Here is a 15,856-nt window from a genome sequence, read left to right on the forward strand (position 1 = left end):
GGGTGCCGTCACCGGCAGTTGGCCCAGCCGACGCCGGCGCTGTGGACCCGGTTGCCGCCGGAGAACCGCACGCACTTGCCCTTGCTCGGGAGCAGGACCGGGCCCGCGTAGAACTTGAACGCGCCCCGCTGGGTCGCGGTCGCGCCCTTCTGGACCTGGAGGGTGACCCACACCGGGGTGGCCTTGCCGATGTGGGCGGTCTTCATGGTCACCGCACAGGTGAGCCCGGTGCGCGTGCTGTAAAGCTGGTACGTCCGCCCGCCGGGGAACGGCTGCGACCGCTGGAGGTAGTAGCCCGATCCGCGCCCGGCCTTGTTGCAGACCTGCTGCGGTGTATAGGGGTTGACCGCCGGGGCGGGCGCCGGTTTCGGCGGGGTCGGCTTGGGCGTCGGTGCGGGCGGGGTGGGCCGGGGTGTCGGTTTCGGCGGGGTCGGTTTCGGGGGTGTCGGACGGGGGAGCGGCACCGGGTCGACGGTCGGCTCGACTTTCGGCGGTTCGGGGGCCGGTGGCCGCGGCGGCGTCGCGGACGGCGACGGAGGGTTGGCGGGCGCCGGCTTGGCGGGTGTCCCGGTGGGTCCCGGCGCCGGGTCGGGCGGCGTGTCCGGGGCGGGGACGGCCGGGGGCTTCTCCGCCGGCGCCGACGGACCGATTCCGGTCGCCCGGGGCGGGGGCAGGGCTTCGGAGGCGGGGTTTCCACCCGGTTCGGGCTGCATGGTGTCACCGGTGGCCGGGACCTCGGTCGCCTGGCCGACCGGGACGGCCGAGCCCGCCGACTGGGGGCTGAGGTAGCGTCCCACCGCCCAGAATCCCAGTCCGGACACGAGGATCACGACGATCGCCGTCGTCAGCACGATCGGGAGTGCCGCCGAGCGTCCGGCCCGCGGAGGGTGCGCCGGGGCGTGTGGCCCGGGGCCCGGTGGCGGGCCCCACGGGGCGGGCGGCCCGTTCCACTGCTGCGGCGGTACGGCGTGCGCGGCTCCGCCCGGCGCCGGGGGCGGGGTGACGGGCAGGGTGGGGCTCGGCCCGTACGGGGGCCGTCCGGCCGTGCCGTACCCGGGTTCGGCGGGCCGGCCTCCGGGTGGGGCCTGGTGCCAGGGTGGCGGTACCGGATCGGTGGTGCCGGGAATCGGCGGGACGCCGCCGGTGGGGGACGGGGCAGGGTTGGTCGGGTACTCAGGCGGGTAGCCCGGCGGTGGCGGACCGGGGTTACCCTCAGCCGGGCCCGGAGGTGGTGCTTGCCCCATCGCCATCCTTCCAGGAACCAATCAGACGAATCCGGAAATCTCGGGATCTCATGACATTCTGTCAATCTCGTCCCAAGAGACTCAGAAGTTTCATGCTATTCACTGGTTCGTACGGCTTTGCCGTCGGCGGTGAGTGATCGTCGATCACCCGCCGGAGGTGTGATGGCGTCCCAGATGCTTCGTGCCCTTGTCGGGTGAAATGGAGTCCTGTGTGTGATTTCGGGTGGTAAGTCCGATTCGAAGGGGAATCATAGAGACGCCCCCCGTGAAGGTGATCCGTCCGTTCTTGGGCGTATGAGACTCCTTGCCGAAGGAGGGGGCATGAACAGATCCTGGGCAGCGGGCGCCGGTTTGACCGTCGCCGTTCTCCTGGCGAGCGCATGCGACGTCGACCACCCGTTCACCGTGGCGAAGATGTCCAACCAGGTGCGACCCGCACCGGCGGCCGAAGAGCCGTATCAGGCGCCCCCCGCCGGAACGGCGACCGAGGCGCCGACCATGAGCGAGTCACCGGGAGCGCCGGGCATACCCGTGCCGACGGGACCGGCGACGCTGAACATCGCGGAGTCGCAGTTCGGCTCGATCCTGGTCGGAGTCGACAACAGGACGCTCTACCTCTTCGAGAAGGACATGGACGGCACCTCCGCTTGTCTCAACGAGTGCGCACTCGCCTGGCCGCCTTTCCTGACCGAGGGTGAGCCGACGGCGGGCCAGGGCGTGGATCAGAAGCTGCTCGGCACGATCACCCGCCCGGACGGGAAGAAACAGGTCACCTACAACGATCACCCGCTCTACTACTACATCGCGGACAAGCAGTCCGGCGACGTCCTGGGCCAGGGCCTGGAGGCGTTCGGCGCCAAGTGGTTCGTCGTCAACTCGCACGGGGACAAGGTCGAGGAGTAGGCACGCCGGATGGCGGTGGCCGGTCGCGGCCGCCGCCATCGGCGGTCGCTCCCGCCCCGGACACAGGTCGGGGGATCGCTCACGCGCTACGATCTGACCGTGCAAGACTTCAAACGTGTGTGCGATATTGCGATGAGTCTGCCGGAGGTGACCGAGAGCACCTCATGGGGGACGCCGTCCTTCAAGGTTCGCGGGAAGTTCTTCCTCCGCTGGCACGAGGACCCCGAGCTGGTGGTGTTCAAGGTGGAGCTGGAGGAGCGTGCCGCGCTGGTCGGAGAGCGCCCGGAGACCTTCCTGGTCACCGGCCACTATGAGCGGTATCAGCTGATGCTGGTCCGCACGGCCGACCTGCCCGACGACGAACTCCGCGAGCTTGTCGTCGAGGCCTGGCGAATGGCCGCCCCCAAACGCCTCCTCGCCTCCTTCGACGGCTGATCACGAGAAACCTCCGGCTCGTGAGCGTGGCGGCGCCCAGCCGGGTAGACGGTGGATAGGCGCGGTCGCCGGTGCGCCGGAGGCCGGAATAGACGGGGGCGCACCGATGTTCGGGCGCTTGAGTGTTCAACGGGATCATGGAGGCGTGACATGAGCGAGTTTTCCGACGACGTCAAGGCGTTGTTCCAGGAGCGTGCCCACGCGTGGGTCACGACGGTCCGTCCCGACGGTTCGCTGCACAGCACGGTGGTCTGGGTCGACGTCGACGGCGACGACGTCATCTTCAACACCGCGGTCGGGCGGGCGAAGGAGCGGCACCTCAGGGCCAACCCCCGCGTCTCGGTGAGCGTGCTCGACCCGGGCAACGACTATCGCTTCGCGAGCGTCTCGGGTGAGGGGAAACTGGAGCTGGAGAACGCCGATCCGGTGATCGACCGTCTGGCCAAGAAGTACCTCGACGCGGACTCCTACCCCTTCCGCAAGGAAGGAGAGCAGCGCATCACCGTGCGGATCCGGCCCGAGGAGGTCATCTTCAGCTCCGGCGGGTGACCTCGCGGATCCCCGGTCGCGCCACGGCCGGGGACATCCCGGTGCCGCGGTTTCCCATCGCCTCGCCGTACCTGCTCGCCCTCATCGCGACGACGACCTTCTTCGCCAAGGTGCAGCGGGCCCGGCGCACCTCGGCAAACCGTTCGTCCGCGGCATCGTCTGAGGGGAGCGCTGCGAGCAGTCCGCTTTGTGCTCGTCCTGACCTACGACCGCGACGGATCCCGCCTTCACTGTGTACGGGTCCAAGGTGCGCGGCCCGTCTACTGAGCCGGCTTGGCCTCGTCGGCGGCCCCGGCCCGCTCGCCGCAGAACACCGCTTTGAGGAGGTTGTCCCGCGCCTTCGGGAACGCCTGGGCCACATCGGGTGCGGCGTCGCCGTAGGTGATCGAGGCGGTCAGCGTCTTCTTGCCGTCGGGCGTGCCGTACATCACCGACACGTAGCCCCCCGCGGTGCTGCCGTTGTGATGGAGGACGGTGCCGCAGTTAGGGCCCAGATCCTGCACGTACGTCCCGAGGCCGTAGCCGCCGAAGGGGCCGACGCTCTTCGGGTGCGGCTTGCGCATCTCGGCGAGCAGCTTGGCCGACAGGAGCCTGCCGCCGTTCAGCGCGGAGAAGAACGTGTGGAGATCCCGGGTGGTCGAGATCATGTCACCGGCGCCGGCCGTCATGGAGGGGTTCTGGCGGGTGACGTCGATCACCTTCCACCTGTCGGTGGCGTCTTGGTAGCGGAAGTAGCCGCGGAGGTGCGGCCGGGGGAGCTCCGGCGAGGTGCCCGGCACCACGGTGCCCCGCAGCTTGAGCGGACCCAGGATCCGCCGCTTCATCTCCTCGGCGATCGGGTTGCCGGTGACCTTCTCGATCAGCAGCAGGGCCAGCGTGTAGTTGGTGTTGGAGTAGCTCCAGTTCGTCCCCGGCTCGAACCGCGCCGGCTTGGACAACGCCGCCCGCACCAGCTCCTCCGGCCGGTAGGTCTTGAACCGGGCGTCCGCCCACTCCTTGCCCGTCGAGGGGATCAGCGACTCGATCGACCCGTCGGGGCGAAACTCGCCGGTGTAGTTGTACAACCCGCTGGTGTTCTGCAGCAGCATCCGCACCGTGATCCGCCGGTCCAGCTTGAACTCGGGCAGGTGGTCGGCCACCGGGGCGTCCAGTCCGATCTCGCCGTCGGCCACCAGTTGCAGTACCAGGGTCGCGATGAAGGGCTTGGTGCTGCTGCCGATCCGGAACCGCCCGTCCGCCGGCGGCTTCGCGTTCGCGCCGAGCCTGCGCCGCCCGGCGCTGCCGGCCCACTCGCCCCGCTCATCGTTCACGCGCGCCTGCACGCCGAGGAAACCGGCGTCGACGATCGCCTGGACGGCCTTCTGCAGTTCCGGGCGGTCTTGTCCGGCGGCATCCTTCGACACGGCCACGCGGCTGTCCGCGGCGGCCACCCCGGGTGCGATCGTCCCGGCCAGCAGCCCGGCCGCCAGAGCTGTGACCGCCACCGGATGGGACGCCCTCGGCGCCCGGCCCCCGGAGTTCTCGGCGCTGTGGGGGGATGTACTCATGGTTGATTCTCACTTCGCGATAGTACGTGTTTTGTGCAGCTCGAAAGCTATGTTGCATTCGAAATACTGTCAATCAACTCAATGTATCTTCCCAGGTAGATGTCATTAATTGGAGCAATGACGCTGGGCTCGAATGCAATGCGGTGTTGCAATGACTGGCGGCGAAGACAATACTGGCGGCATGCCAGGAGGACGATTGACCCAGCAGGACCGCGAGCGCATCGCGTCCGGACTCGCCGACAAGCTCTCCTACGGTGAGATCGCCAGGCGGCTCGACCGGCCGACCTCGACGATCACCCGGGAGATCGCACGCAACGGCGGCCCCGCCGGCTACCGGCCCCAGCAGGCGCACCAGGCGACGATCCGGCGGGCACGGCGCGGCACACCGGCCCCCACGCATGCGGCGGCACCGCCGGTCGCCACACTGGAACAGGAGATCATCGAGATGGCGGTCAGGGCGGGGATGCCGAGAATGACCGCGCGCGTGCACCACGACCTGATGCTGTCCGAGGACGGCAGACGCACCGCGGCCGAGCTGACCCGCAGGCTGGAGGTCAGCCCGGCCTCCGTCTCCGTGGCCGTGAACTTCCTGGTCCAGCACGGATTCGTCCGGCGTGAGCGCGATCCGCGGCGGCGTCGGGACACCTACGTGGTCGACGACGACGCCTGGTACCACGCGATCATGGTCAGCGAGCGGCGGACACTCGAGACGGCGCGGGCCACGACGGCGGCGGCCGAGACGTATGGGCTCGACAGCCCCGTGGGGCAACGGCTGGCCAAGACGGCGGCGTTCCTGGAACGCGTCAGCCTGGACGTCATGGAGTCGGCCGACCGCTGGCGCACCCTCCTGGCGTGACGGGTCCCGGCGGTGCGTACCGCCACCACGGTCGGACTGGTTCCCGCCCTCACCTAAGGACCGGGGTCGGTGTTGAGGCCGCACTCGTATCCCAGGATCACCGCCTGTACCCGGTCCCGGAGCCCGAGTTTGGCGAAGATCCGTCCGATGTGCGTGCGTACCGTCCCGCCGGACAGGCACAGCTCGCGGGCGATCTCCGCGTTGGACCGGCCACGGGTGATCAGCACGAGGACCTCCAGCTCGCGCTTGGTCAACGCCCGCAGCCGGCCGGCCCGCTCCGGCGGCCGTACCGGCTCCCGGGCGACGAAACAGTCGATCAGCCGCCGGGTGACGCTCGGCCCGGTGACCGCCTCACCCGAGGCGACCGCCCGTACGGCCGACACGAGATCGCCGGCGAGGGCGTCTTTGAGCAGGAACCCGCTCGCCCCCGCCCGGAGCGCGTCGTAGACGTACTCGTCCAGGTCGAAGGTGGTGAGGATCAGGACCTTGGCCGTACCGACGTCACGCCGGATGCGCCGGGTGGCCTCCACCCCGTCCATCCCCGGCATGCGGATGTCCATGAGCACCACGTCGGGACTGGTCTCGCGGACGACCGCCACGCCGTGGGCGCCGTCTGCGGCCTCGCCCACGACCCGGATGTCGTCGGTTTCGTCGAAGATCATGCGGAAGGCGGCGCAGAGGAGCGGCTGGTCGTCCACGAGCACCACCCGAGTCGGGCGGTTCTCCGCCGGGGTGCCGCCGGTCACGGGGAGACCTCCCCGCCGACCGGAAGCCGCGCGTACACCGACAGGCCACCGCGTGGATCACGCCCGATCCGCAGCTCGCCGTCGAGCATCCGGACCCGTTCGGCGATGCCGCGCAGGCCGTTGCCCTCCTCGGGCCTCAAGATCCCGACCCCGTCGTCGCCGACCTCGACCGCCACATGATCGGATGCGAAGGCCAGGCGGACGTCGGCCCGTGCGCCGGGGCCCGCGTGCTTGACGACGTTGGTGAGCGCCTCCTGCACGATGCGGTAGACCGCCAGGTCGACGCCGGTGGGGAGGGCCGCAGGGTCGCCTTCCACCCGGAAATCGACGGAGATCCCGGCCGCGCTCACCCGGTCGGCGAGCGCCGGGAGCCCGCCGACCCCGGCCGGCGGGCGCCGGTCCCCGTCCTCGTCCGAGCCGTTCCGCAGGGCCCCGAGAAGCTGCCGCAGCTCCGACAGTGAACCCCTGGCCACGGAGACGACCTCCCGCATGGCCCGTTCGCTCAGCTCCGGGCTGCGCCGCCGGGTCGCCACCGCCGCCTGCGCCTGCGCGACGACGACCGACAGCCCGTGCGCGATCACATCGTGCATCTCGCGGGCCAGCCGGGTCCGCTCCGCCAGGACGGCGAGCGCCGTCCGCTGGCGATGCTCGCGCTCCAGATCCGCCGCATGCCGGTGGGCGGCCAGCAGGCGCTCGTTCCTGCCGCGCACGCCCTCGCCCCAGGCGAAGGCCAGCACCAGGGCGAACATGGCGCCGATCGACAGGCTCACCGCTTCGCCGAGCAGGTCGGTCAGGGACGTCACCGGCACCCTGACCCACTCGCCGCCCAGCTCGGCCTTGCTCCCGAAGCTCTCGGGGAGGGAGACCTTGCTCCCCCTGCCCCGGGGGCGGAGCAGGTTGACCAGGCTGATCGCGTACACCCCGGCCGCGGCCAGGCCGAGTGCGGCCCGGCCGACCCACCGCGGGAGATCACGGCAGGTCAGGGCGGACAGGGTGATCGGCACGATGAGGTCGACGGGCTGCAGGGAGACGAAGAGGTCGAGGTGGTGCGCGCCTCCGCCGGCCAGGGCCGCCAGAAACGCCGGGAAGGGCCATCGGTGCCGGGCGAACAGCGCGGCCGTCATGACCGCGCTGCAGAACCACCACAGCGACTCCTCGCCGCCCGAGTCCGGCCTGGACGTCGTCACGAGGGCCACGGCGACGGCGGTGTCCGACAGGGGAACCCGTTGGCCGACGAGGAATCGGCGCAGCTCACCGAGGAAGCGCACCAGCCCATCGTAGGTTTCGGCGCCGCGCCGCACATCAGAGCGGACTCGTACTTCCCGGGCGGGGATCTCATCCTCGGGGAGGGGGGGATCCGGCGTCCGGGCAGACGACGGAGCCCGCTCGCCGCTGCGACCTTGAGGGGCATGACCACACTTCTTCGGCTGGGCGCCGTCGCGCTCCTCGCCTGCTCCGCCGCATGCGGATCGGGCCAGGCCGACCCGGGGGGCGCCGACGGCGAGACGGAACTCCTCAACCTCGGCAAGGAGCTCGCCCAGTGCCTCCGCCAGAACGGCATTCCCGATTTTCCCGACCCGCTGGTGAAGGACGGCAAGCTGGTCATGCCGAGCCGGCCGGCGGGTCAGGACACCACGTTCGACCGGGCCCTGAAGAGCTGTGATTCGGTCGCCAGGAAACTGGACCAGTCGGGGGCCGGCGACCGGTTCTCCGACGCCGACGTCGCCAAACTCCGCGCCTTCGCCCGGTGCATCCGCGAGAACGGGGTCCCCGAGTGGCCCGACCCCAAATCCGACGGCAGCTTCCCGATCCTCAACACGCCGCTCGACGGCAAGACCGAGCGGCTTCAGCGGGCGCTGGAGCCGTGCCGGAAGCACTGGAACAAGGGATGGCGGGTGTCATGAGCCGGCCCGCTCCCCGATCGCGGGGCCGGACGGTGGTCGCCGTGGTCGTCGTGGCCCTGGTGGTCGGCGCGACGGTCGTCTGGTGGACCAGGGCGGGCCAACCCGGGCCCGCGGCCACGCCGTCGCAGGTGACGACCACCACGGCGCCGGTGGCCCGCGGGACCGTCACCGAGCACCTCCAGCTCACCGGGACCCTCGACTACGAAGGCGAGTATCCGGTGGTTCACCAGGGCGATCCCGGGATCCTCACCGCGGCGGCCTCGCCCGGCTCCGTCATCCGGCGGGGTGAGCGGCTGTACACGGTGGGCGACCGCCGCGTGTTCCTCCTGTACGGGAAGCTTCCCGCGCACCGGGAGTTCCGTCTCGGCATGACGAAGGGCCCCGACATCCGGCAGCTGGAGCGGAACCTGGTCGCCCTCGGCCTCGACCCGGACCGGCGGATCGACGTCGACGACCGGTTCACCTGGGCCACCTCCGCCGCGATCCGCCGCTGGGAGGCTGACTGGGGGGTGAGCTCCTGGCGCCGTACCGGCCGGCTCCCGCTGGGCACCGCCGTGTTCCTGCCCGGCCCGCTCCGCGTCGGGCAGGTACGGGCCGGGCTCGGCACCACCGTCGGGATGAACGCCGGCATCCTGGTCACCACCTCCACCCGGCAGGTGGTCCGGGTCCGGCTTACCACCGACCGGCGGCACCTGGTCAAGCCCAAGGACAAGGTCGACATCGGCTTGCCGGGCGTTCGCGAGCTCAAGGGCACGGTGACCCGGATAGGCCGGGTGGCGACCCCGCCGCAGACCTCGGCGGGAGGCCAGGTGGCCACCGTACCGGTCACGATCACCGTCGAGCTGCCGCCGGGCCCCGACCTCGACCAGGCCCCGGCCCAGGTGAACATCGCGGTGCGCACCCGGGAGAACGTGCTGACCGTCCCGGTGACGGCGCTGCTCGCCCGGCCGTCCAGCGGATACCAGGTCCGGCTCGTCTCCGGCCGCGTCGTGGAGGTGAGCCCCGGCCTCTTCGACGGCGCCGCGGGCACCGTCGAGGTGAGCGGGGAGCTGACGGAACGGGACGAGGTCGAGGTGCCGATCCGATGACGGCCGTACTGGACGTTCGGGAGGCGTGGAAGGTCTATCCCGGGACCCCTCCGGTGGAGTCGGTGCGGGGCGTCTCCTTCACCGTCGAGCGCGGGGAGCTGACCACCGTGGTCGGAGCCTCCGGCTCGGGGAAGACGACGCTGCTGAACCTGGCGGCCGGGCTGGATCGGCCCACCTCCGGCACGATCCGCATCGCGGGACATCCGATCGAGAATCTCTCCGACCGCATGCTGTCCGGACTGCGCGCACACCGTCTGGGGGTGGTGTTCCAGCGGTTCCACCTGCTCACCCATCTCAGCGTGACCGACAACGTCGCGATGGGGCTCCTGTATCGCGGTGTACCGGCCGGCCTCCGCCGTGCCGCCGCGTCGGAGGCGTTGGAGCGGGTCGGCCTGTCCCACCGGGCGGGCCATCGGGCCGATCGGCTCTCGGGGGGAGAGCAGCAGCGGGTGGCGATCGCCCGGGCGGTCGTGGGTCGGCCTGAACTGGTGTTCGCCGACGAGCCGACCGGCAACCTGGACTCGGTTTCCGGGGCGGGTGTGCTCGAACTCCTCGGCGAGCTGAACCGCGACGGGACGACCATCGTCGTCATCACCCACGACGCGAAGGTCGCCGCGGCCGGACGTCGCCTCATCGAGATGCGGGACGGGCGGATCGTCCGTGATTCCGGGGGGACCCCATGACCCTGAGCACGGAGCTCAGGCCGCCGCGCCTGCGCGCCGCCGACCTGCTGCCCGTGGCCACCGGCGGTCTGCGCACCAGAAGGGCCCGGCTCCTGCTGTCGATCCTCGGCATCGCCATCGGCATCTCCGCCATCGTGGCCGTCCTCGGCATCACCCGGTCCAGCCAGGCCGACCTGCTCGCCCGCCTGGACCGGCTCGGCACGAACCTGATGACGGTCTTCAACGGCAGCAACCTGTCCGGCCGGGAGGTGCCGCTGCCCGCCACGGCCGCGCTCACCATCCGGCACACCGAGGGCGTCGAGGCCGTGGCGCCCACGGCGGAGCTCGACGGGATCGGCGTCTACCGATCGGACCTGATCCCGCCGCAGATCACCGGCGGGCTGTCGGTGCGTGCGGCCGACTCGTCCCTGGTGCCGACGTTGCGCGGGGCCACGCTGGTCGGGAAACACCTCGACGAGATGATCGGCGGCTATCCGGTCACCGTCCTCGGGCACGCGGCCGCCAAGACCCTCGGCATCGCCGACCTCTCCGGCACCCCCCGGGTCTGGATCGGCGGCCGGTGGTACACCGTGATCGGCATTCTCCGCCCGCTTGAGCTGGCCGCCGAGATCGACCGGTCGGCGCTCATCGGCTTCCCGTCCGCCGCGCGGGACTTCGGGCACAACGGCCGGCCCAGCCGCATCTACGTGCGCAGCCGGACCGAGCGCACCCAGGCGGTCTCGGAGCTGCTGGCGCGGGCCGCCAATCCGAGGAGCCCGCACGAGGTCGCGGTCAGCCGGCCCTCCGACGCGCTGACCGCCCGGCTGGAGGTGGCCGACTCCGCCACCGCGCTCTTCGTGGGCCTCGGCGCGGTCGCCCTGCTGGTCGGCGGGGTCGGCATCGCCAACGTGATGATCGTGTCGGTGCTGGAGCGGCGAGCCGAGATCGGGCTTCGCCGGGCGCTCGGCGCGGCGCGGCGCCATGTGGCCGCGCAGTTCATCCTGGAGTCGCTTCTGCTCGGCTTCGCCGGTGGGGTGGTGGGCGTGCTTGCGGGGGCCGTCATCACCTGCGTCGTGGCGGCCGGGCGGGGCTGGCAGGTCCTCATCCCGCCGGAGGCCCTGGGCGGCGGCCTGGTCACGGCCGTGGCGATCGGCACGCTGTCCGGGATCTATCCGGCGATGCGCGCCGCGTCGGTGCCGCCCACCGAGGCTCTGCGCACCTCCTGAGCACGGCCGGTCCCGACGGATCGCCGGTGCGGACAGGGTGCCGAAGAGTGGGGTACGGGCTGCGCCGGGTACGGCGTGTGAGCCGGCGTAGCCCGTACCCTTAGACTCACGGTGGATTCACGCTTGGTGACTTTAGGTCGCAGATAGGTGAGTTGGTCGTGGCTTATCCGTTGGTTCCGCGGATAGCGGAGAGCGCGCTGCGAGAGCTGGTCGCCGCGTTCCGCGTGGTGGTGCTGAACGGGCCGCGCCAGTCGGGGAAGACCACGCTGCTGGAGGGGTTCAACCGCCGGGCCGGAGGGACCTTCCGGACCCTCGACGACGAGGACACCCTGACCGCCGCCGTGGAGGATCCGGCCGCCTTCGTCCGGCAGCGGCCGGGACCGCTCATCGTCGACGAGATCCAGCGCGGCGGGGACCGGCTGCTCCGCGCGGTGAAACGGGCCACCGACACCGACCGGGACCGGGGCCGGTTCATCCTGTCCGGGTCCGCGAGGTTCCTCACCGTGCCGACGCTCTCGGAGTCGCTGGCCGGGCGGGCCGCGTTTCTCGACCTGTGGCCGCTCGCCGTCGTCGAACGGGCCGGGACGGAACCGGACTTCCCGCTCCGGGTGGCCGCGGGGCCGCAGGACCTGCTCGCCGCCGACTCGCCGTGGACCAGGGAAGACTATCTGCGGATCATCGTGGAGGGCGGCTACCCCGAGCCGCTGTACGAAGCCACCCCCGGCCACCGGGGCCGGTGGTTCCGCGACTACCTCACCACGATCGCCACGCGGGACATCCGGGAGTTCGCCACGGTCCGGCACAGCGAGGCCGTGCTCCGGCTGCTCGCCCTGCTCGCGGCCCGCCTCGGCACCACCCTCTCCCGGAGCGGCCTGGCCCGGGCGATGGAACTCGGCTGGGAGACGACCCGGAACTACCTCGGCTACCTTGAGGTGGTCTTCCTCACCGGGGAGGTGCAGGCCTGGTCGGCCGGCGCGGGCTCCCGGGTCACCAAGGCGCCCAAGGTCTTCCTCACCGACACCGGGCTGGCCGCGCATCTGCTCGGGCAGACGGCGGGTTCGCTGGCGGTCCCCGGCAACCGGGCGCTCGGACCGCTGGTGGAGACCCTGGTCTTCACCGAGCTCACCAAGCTGCTCTCGTTCCACGACGTCCCCCCGCTGCTGTGGCACTACCGCGACCGGGACCAGCGCGAGGTCGACTTCCTGCTGGAGCTGCCCGACGGATACGTGGTCGCCATCGAGGTGAAGGCGAGCACCTCCCCCTCCTACGACAGCGCCAAACACCTGGCCTGGCTCAGGAAGCGGATCGGCGACCGGTTCGCGCTCGGCCTGGTGCTCCACCTCGGGCCGCGGAGCCACTCCTTCGGCGACCGCATCCTCGCGTTGCCGGTGTCGGCGCTGTGGAACCACGGCCTGCCCGCCGACCGCCCCCAGGTCAGGAGCGGATCCGCAGGTTGACCGCCTTGAGGCGGGCGTAGGCGTCCGCTTCGGTACGGGCGTGGCCGCTGGACCTGTGGGGTCCGCCGCGCCCGCCCGCCTGCGGCGATGTGCGGTTCAGGGGTCGATGTCGCCGACAGGCCGGATTGGTTCCGGGCAAGGTCTTGTCATCGCTCTATCTATACGTATCCTTATGCGTATAGTGTCCATGTATCCTTATACGTATAGGGACGAGGATGTGATGATGCCCAATAAAACGATCTACGTTTCGGATGAGGATCTGCCGCTGTTCCAGCGGGCGCAGGAGATCGCCGGAGGCAAGCTGTCGACGGCGATCAGCGCGGCGCTGCGACGTTATGTCGAGATGGAGGAAGGCCGCCTCGAAGGCTACGACGAGATCATCGTCAAGGTGGGTGTGGGCACCGGCCGCAAGCAGCGTTTCTCCGGCGTGCTGCTCGGCGAGTGGGGACGCACCCAGGGTGAGCGGATGGAGATGCTCAAGGTGTACCGCTCGCGGCAGGGCAAGTACGTCCTGCACGTGGACCGATCACCCGAGTGGACGGACGGCCTCGAGGGCGAGAACTGGCTGGAGAAGATCACCTCCCGGGGCGCGTGGCGGACCTACCTGGGGTTGACGGACTCGAACTGGGGCTTCGTCCAGGGCGAGTCGACGCTTGAGGTCTTCGACGGACTCGAGGAGCTGCGCGGCAGGATTCCCGAAGAGTTCTACGACCTCATCGCCAATCTGGGGCGGCACCCCGCCGTGGAGGACCTCGACATCTGACTCCTCCCCATCTGAAGTGAACACCCTCTGAGCCGGACGGTTCACGACAGGCGACCGTCCGCTATTTCGTCATGCCTTCTTTCTCACCCCGAGTACCTGGAGAACATCGAATGCCCCCCGCAATCACCGCCGAAGGACTGGTCAAGAAGTACGGCGACACGGTCGCCTTGGATGGAATGGACCTGTCCGTCCCCGAAGGCACGGTGTTCGGGCTCCTCGGCCCGAACGGCGCAGGTAAGACGACGACCGTGCGGATCCTCACCACGCTGCTGAGGCCGGACGCCGGCCGGGCCGCCGTCGCCGGGTTCGACGTCGTCGCCGACGCGGACCGGCTTCGCGCGCACATCGGTGTGTCCGGCCAGTACGCCGCCGTCGACGACCATCTCACCGGCGCGGAGAACCTGGAGATGGTCGGCCGCCTCTACCATCTGGGCGCCAAGCGGAGTCGGCGGCGTGCCCGTGAGCTCCTGGAGCGTTTCGACCTGACCGACGCCGCCGATCGCCCGGTGCAGGGGTACTCCGGCGGGATGCGACGCCGCCTCGACCTGGCCGGGGCGCTGGTCGCCGACCCTCCGGTGCTGTTCCTGGACGAGCCCACGACCGGCCTCGACCCGCGGGCCAGGACGACCCTGTGGGACGTCGTCGCCGAGCTCGTCGCCGGAGGCACGACCGTACTGCTCACCACCCAGTATCTGGAGGAAGCCGACAGGCTGGCCGAAACGATCGCGGTGGTCGACCACGGCCGTGTGATCGCCCTCGGTACCGCGGACCAGCTCAAGGACCGGATCGGCGGCGACCGGATCCAGGTGACCGTGGAAAGCGCCGTGGACCTGGAGACCGTACGGCGGACGCTGGCCCCGCTGGCCATCGGAGACGTACAGACCGACGCCGTGGCGTCGCAGGTCACGATCCCGGTCGTGAACGGCGCCGCCGCGCTCACCGCCGCCCTCGGCCGGCTGGCCGCCGAAGGGGTCGTCGTCCGCGACGCCGGGCTGCGCCGGCCGACGCTGGACGAGGTCTTCCTCACCCTCACCGGGCACCACACCGTCGAGCACACCAAGGAGTCCGTCCGATGAGCACCCTCCGGTTCGCGCTGGCCGACGGTATGACGATCGCCAAGCGCAACGCCATCAAGATCAAGCGAGCGCCCGACCTGCTCGGCGGGGTGGTGATCCTGCCGATCGTGTTCGTGCTGCTGTTCGCCTACGTGTTCGGCAGCATGATCGACCTGCCCGGCCTGTCGTACCGGGAGTACATGATTCCCGGGATCTTCGTCCAGACCATCGTCATGAGCGCCCAGATCACCGGGTACACGCTCACCCTCGACCTGCAGAAAGGCATCTTCGACCGGTTCCGCACCCTGCCCATGGCGCCCTCGGCGGTACTCACCGGCCAGACCCTCAGCGACCTGATCACCAACTTGACCAGCATCGTCGTGATGGCGCTGGTCGGGCTGGCCGTCGGCTGGCGGATCCACACGTCGCCGCACGAGGCCGTACTGGGCTTCGTTCTGCTGCTGCTGTTCGCGTACGCCTTCTCCTGGGTGACCGCGGCGGTCGCCCTGGCCCTGCGCAAGCCCGAGGTCTTCAACAACCTGGCCACCATCGTCTCGATGCCGCTGGTCTTCCTGTCCAACGCGTTCGTGGACAGCGCCCGCCTGCCCGGGCCGCTGCGGGCGGTCGCCGAATGGAACCCCGTATCCACGATCATCCAGGCCGCCCGTGAACTCTTCGGCAACACCGGCTCCGCGATGCCGGTGCCGGACGCCTGGCCGCTGCAGAACGCGGTGACGGCCTCACTGCTCTGGTCGGCGCTACTCTTGATCGTGTTTGTACCCCTATCCACCCGGCTGTACAAGCGAGCTGTCAGCCAGTGATCCCACGCGAGGGGACGTCGCATATGGAGCCGCAGGCACGTGCCACCGACGACGACCGCGAGAAGGCCGTCCAGCGGCTCCAGCAGGCGTTCGCCGAGGGAAGCCTCGGCGCCGGTGAGATGGACGAGCGGCTCGAACGGGCGCTCCTCGCGAAGTCCCGCAGCGATCTACACGCGTTGGTCTCCGATCTCGGGGACGACGTGGTCCACCTGACCCACGGTTCCGGGAGCTTGAAACGAGCGGGCGACTGGCGGGTCCCCCGGGCGCTGCGCATCGACTCCGAGTACGGCAAAGTGCGGCTCGACCTGTCCCGAGCCCTCATCCGGCATCCGGAGATCGACATCGAGCTCCGGCTCCCCTACGGCTCCGCCGTGATCGTCCTGCCGTCCGGCGCGAGCGCGAACACCGACGGGGTGCACACCCAATGGGGCCGGGTGACCTGCAAGGTGGCGGACTACGCGCGTCCCGGCAGGCTGCACGTCAACGTCACCGGAGAGCTGACGTACGGCCGTTTGATCGTCCGCAACGCGCACCGGTGGTTCGGCACCCGCCGATAGACCGCCACTCGTCGACCGCGAGCGGAGCCCGGGGGCGCCCTGC

At 70.5% G+C, this 15,856-nt stretch carries 18 protein-coding genes; 13 read left to right on the forward strand and 5 right to left on the reverse strand.

Annotation, left to right across the window (positions count from 1 at the left end; genetic code table 11):
• Positions 1–8: 8 nt before the first annotated feature.
• Complete coding sequence (locus RUR_RS24730; protein ID WP_283137563.1) at positions 9–1,244, reverse strand: hypothetical protein; 1,236 nt, start codon at positions 1,242–1,244, stop codon at positions 9–11.
• 321 nt (positions 1,245–1,565) lie between these two features.
• Between RUR_RS24730 and RUR_RS24735 the strand changes: the two genes are divergently transcribed.
• The 3 genes from RUR_RS24735 to RUR_RS24745 all read left to right on the forward strand — a co-directional run bounded on the left by RUR_RS24735 (position 1,566) and on the right by RUR_RS24745 (position 3,131).
• Complete coding sequence (locus tag RUR_RS24735; RefSeq protein ID WP_283137564.1) at positions 1,566–2,147, forward strand: COG4315 family predicted lipoprotein; 582 nt, start codon at positions 1,566–1,568, stop codon at positions 2,145–2,147.
• Positions 2,148–2,279: 132 nt separating this feature from the next.
• Positions 2,280–2,582: an MmcQ/YjbR family DNA-binding protein gene (locus RUR_RS24740; protein WP_283137565.1), complete on the forward strand. Its 303-nt coding sequence runs from the start codon at positions 2,280–2,282 to the stop codon at positions 2,580–2,582.
• Between the two features lie 150 nt (positions 2,583–2,732).
• The gene (locus tag RUR_RS24745) at positions 2,733–3,131 is read left to right on the forward strand and encodes a PPOX class F420-dependent oxidoreductase (protein WP_283137566.1); all 399 of its coding nucleotides are present in this window, start codon (positions 2,733–2,735) and stop codon (positions 3,129–3,131) included.
• On the opposite strand, the gene RUR_RS24750 is transcribed toward RUR_RS24745, so the two are convergent.
• Both RUR_RS24750 and RUR_RS24755 read right to left on the reverse strand, forming a co-directional pair.
• On the reverse strand, positions 3,115–3,261 hold the full coding sequence (locus RUR_RS24750) for a hypothetical protein (protein ID WP_283137567.1): 147 nt from the start codon (positions 3,259–3,261) through the stop codon (positions 3,115–3,117). The two genes, RUR_RS24745 and RUR_RS24750, sit on opposite strands and share 17 nt — an antisense overlap.
• A 130-nt stretch (positions 3,262–3,391) precedes the next feature.
• Positions 3,392–4,678: a serine hydrolase domain-containing protein gene (locus tag RUR_RS24755; protein WP_283137568.1), complete on the reverse strand. Its 1,287-nt coding sequence runs from the start codon at positions 4,676–4,678 to the stop codon at positions 3,392–3,394.
• Positions 4,679–4,874: 196 nt separating this feature from the next.
• Between RUR_RS24755 and RUR_RS24760 the strand changes: the two genes are divergently transcribed.
• Positions 4,875–5,534, forward strand: a complete 660-nt coding sequence (locus RUR_RS24760) for a helix-turn-helix domain-containing protein (RefSeq protein WP_283137569.1) — start codon at positions 4,875–4,877, stop codon at positions 5,532–5,534.
• Between the two features lie 53 nt (positions 5,535–5,587).
• Here the strand turns inward: RUR_RS24760 and RUR_RS24765 are convergent, their stop codons facing one another.
• The gene (locus tag RUR_RS24765; protein WP_283137570.1) at positions 5,588–6,280 is read right to left on the reverse strand and encodes a response regulator; all 693 of its coding nucleotides are present in this window, start codon (positions 6,278–6,280) and stop codon (positions 5,588–5,590) included.
• On the reverse strand, positions 6,277–7,548 hold the full coding sequence (locus RUR_RS24770) for a sensor histidine kinase (RefSeq protein WP_283137571.1): 1,272 nt from the start codon (positions 7,546–7,548) through the stop codon (positions 6,277–6,279). Before RUR_RS24770 ends, RUR_RS24765 begins: the two co-directional genes overlap by 4 nt.
• A 141-nt stretch (positions 7,549–7,689) precedes the next feature.
• On the opposite strand from RUR_RS24770, the gene RUR_RS24775 reads away from it, so the two are divergent.
• The 9 genes from RUR_RS24775 (at position 7,690) to RUR_RS24815 (ending at position 15,813) form a co-directional block, all read left to right on the forward strand.
• Complete coding sequence (locus RUR_RS24775) at positions 7,690–8,184, forward strand: hypothetical protein (RefSeq protein WP_283137572.1); 495 nt, start codon at positions 7,690–7,692, stop codon at positions 8,182–8,184.
• A complete protein-coding gene (locus RUR_RS24780; RefSeq protein WP_283137573.1) occupies positions 8,181–9,272 on the forward strand; it encodes an efflux RND transporter periplasmic adaptor subunit in 1,092 nt (363 codons plus the stop codon). The genes RUR_RS24775 and RUR_RS24780 overlap by 4 nt, the downstream gene beginning before the upstream one ends.
• Positions 9,269–9,955, forward strand: coding sequence for an ABC transporter ATP-binding protein (locus RUR_RS24785; RefSeq protein ID WP_283137574.1), 687 nt, complete (start codon positions 9,269–9,271; stop codon positions 9,953–9,955). The genes RUR_RS24780 and RUR_RS24785 overlap by 4 nt, the downstream gene beginning before the upstream one ends.
• Positions 9,952–11,160, forward strand: a complete 1,209-nt coding sequence (locus RUR_RS24790) for an ABC transporter permease (RefSeq protein WP_283137575.1) — start codon at positions 9,952–9,954, stop codon at positions 11,158–11,160. Before RUR_RS24785 ends, RUR_RS24790 begins: the two co-directional genes overlap by 4 nt.
• Before the next feature lie 158 nt (positions 11,161–11,318).
• The gene (locus RUR_RS24795) at positions 11,319–12,617 is read left to right on the forward strand and encodes an ATP-binding protein (protein ID WP_283137576.1); all 1,299 of its coding nucleotides are present in this window, start codon (positions 11,319–11,321) and stop codon (positions 12,615–12,617) included.
• Between the two features lie 223 nt (positions 12,618–12,840).
• Positions 12,841–13,380, forward strand: coding sequence for an EXLDI protein (locus tag RUR_RS24800; RefSeq protein WP_283137577.1), 540 nt, complete (start codon positions 12,841–12,843; stop codon positions 13,378–13,380).
• Positions 13,381–13,490: 110 nt separating this feature from the next.
• Positions 13,491–14,456: an ATP-binding cassette domain-containing protein gene (locus tag RUR_RS24805; protein ID WP_283137578.1), complete on the forward strand. Its 966-nt coding sequence runs from the start codon at positions 13,491–13,493 to the stop codon at positions 14,454–14,456.
• Positions 14,453–15,256, forward strand: coding sequence for an ABC transporter permease (locus RUR_RS24810; protein ID WP_283137579.1), 804 nt, complete (start codon positions 14,453–14,455; stop codon positions 15,254–15,256). The genes RUR_RS24805 and RUR_RS24810 overlap by 4 nt, the downstream gene beginning before the upstream one ends.
• A gap of 23 nt (positions 15,257–15,279) precedes the next feature.
• On the forward strand, positions 15,280–15,813 hold the full coding sequence (locus RUR_RS24815) for a DUF1707 SHOCT-like domain-containing protein (protein ID WP_283137580.1): 534 nt from the start codon (positions 15,280–15,282) through the stop codon (positions 15,811–15,813).
• Positions 15,814–15,856: the final 43 nt, after the last annotated feature.

The organism is Rhizohabitans arisaemae (assembly GCF_025996515.1).
In the GTDB taxonomy this organism is placed as follows: Bacteria; Actinomycetota; Actinomycetes; order Streptosporangiales; family Streptosporangiaceae; genus Rhizohabitans; species Rhizohabitans arisaemae.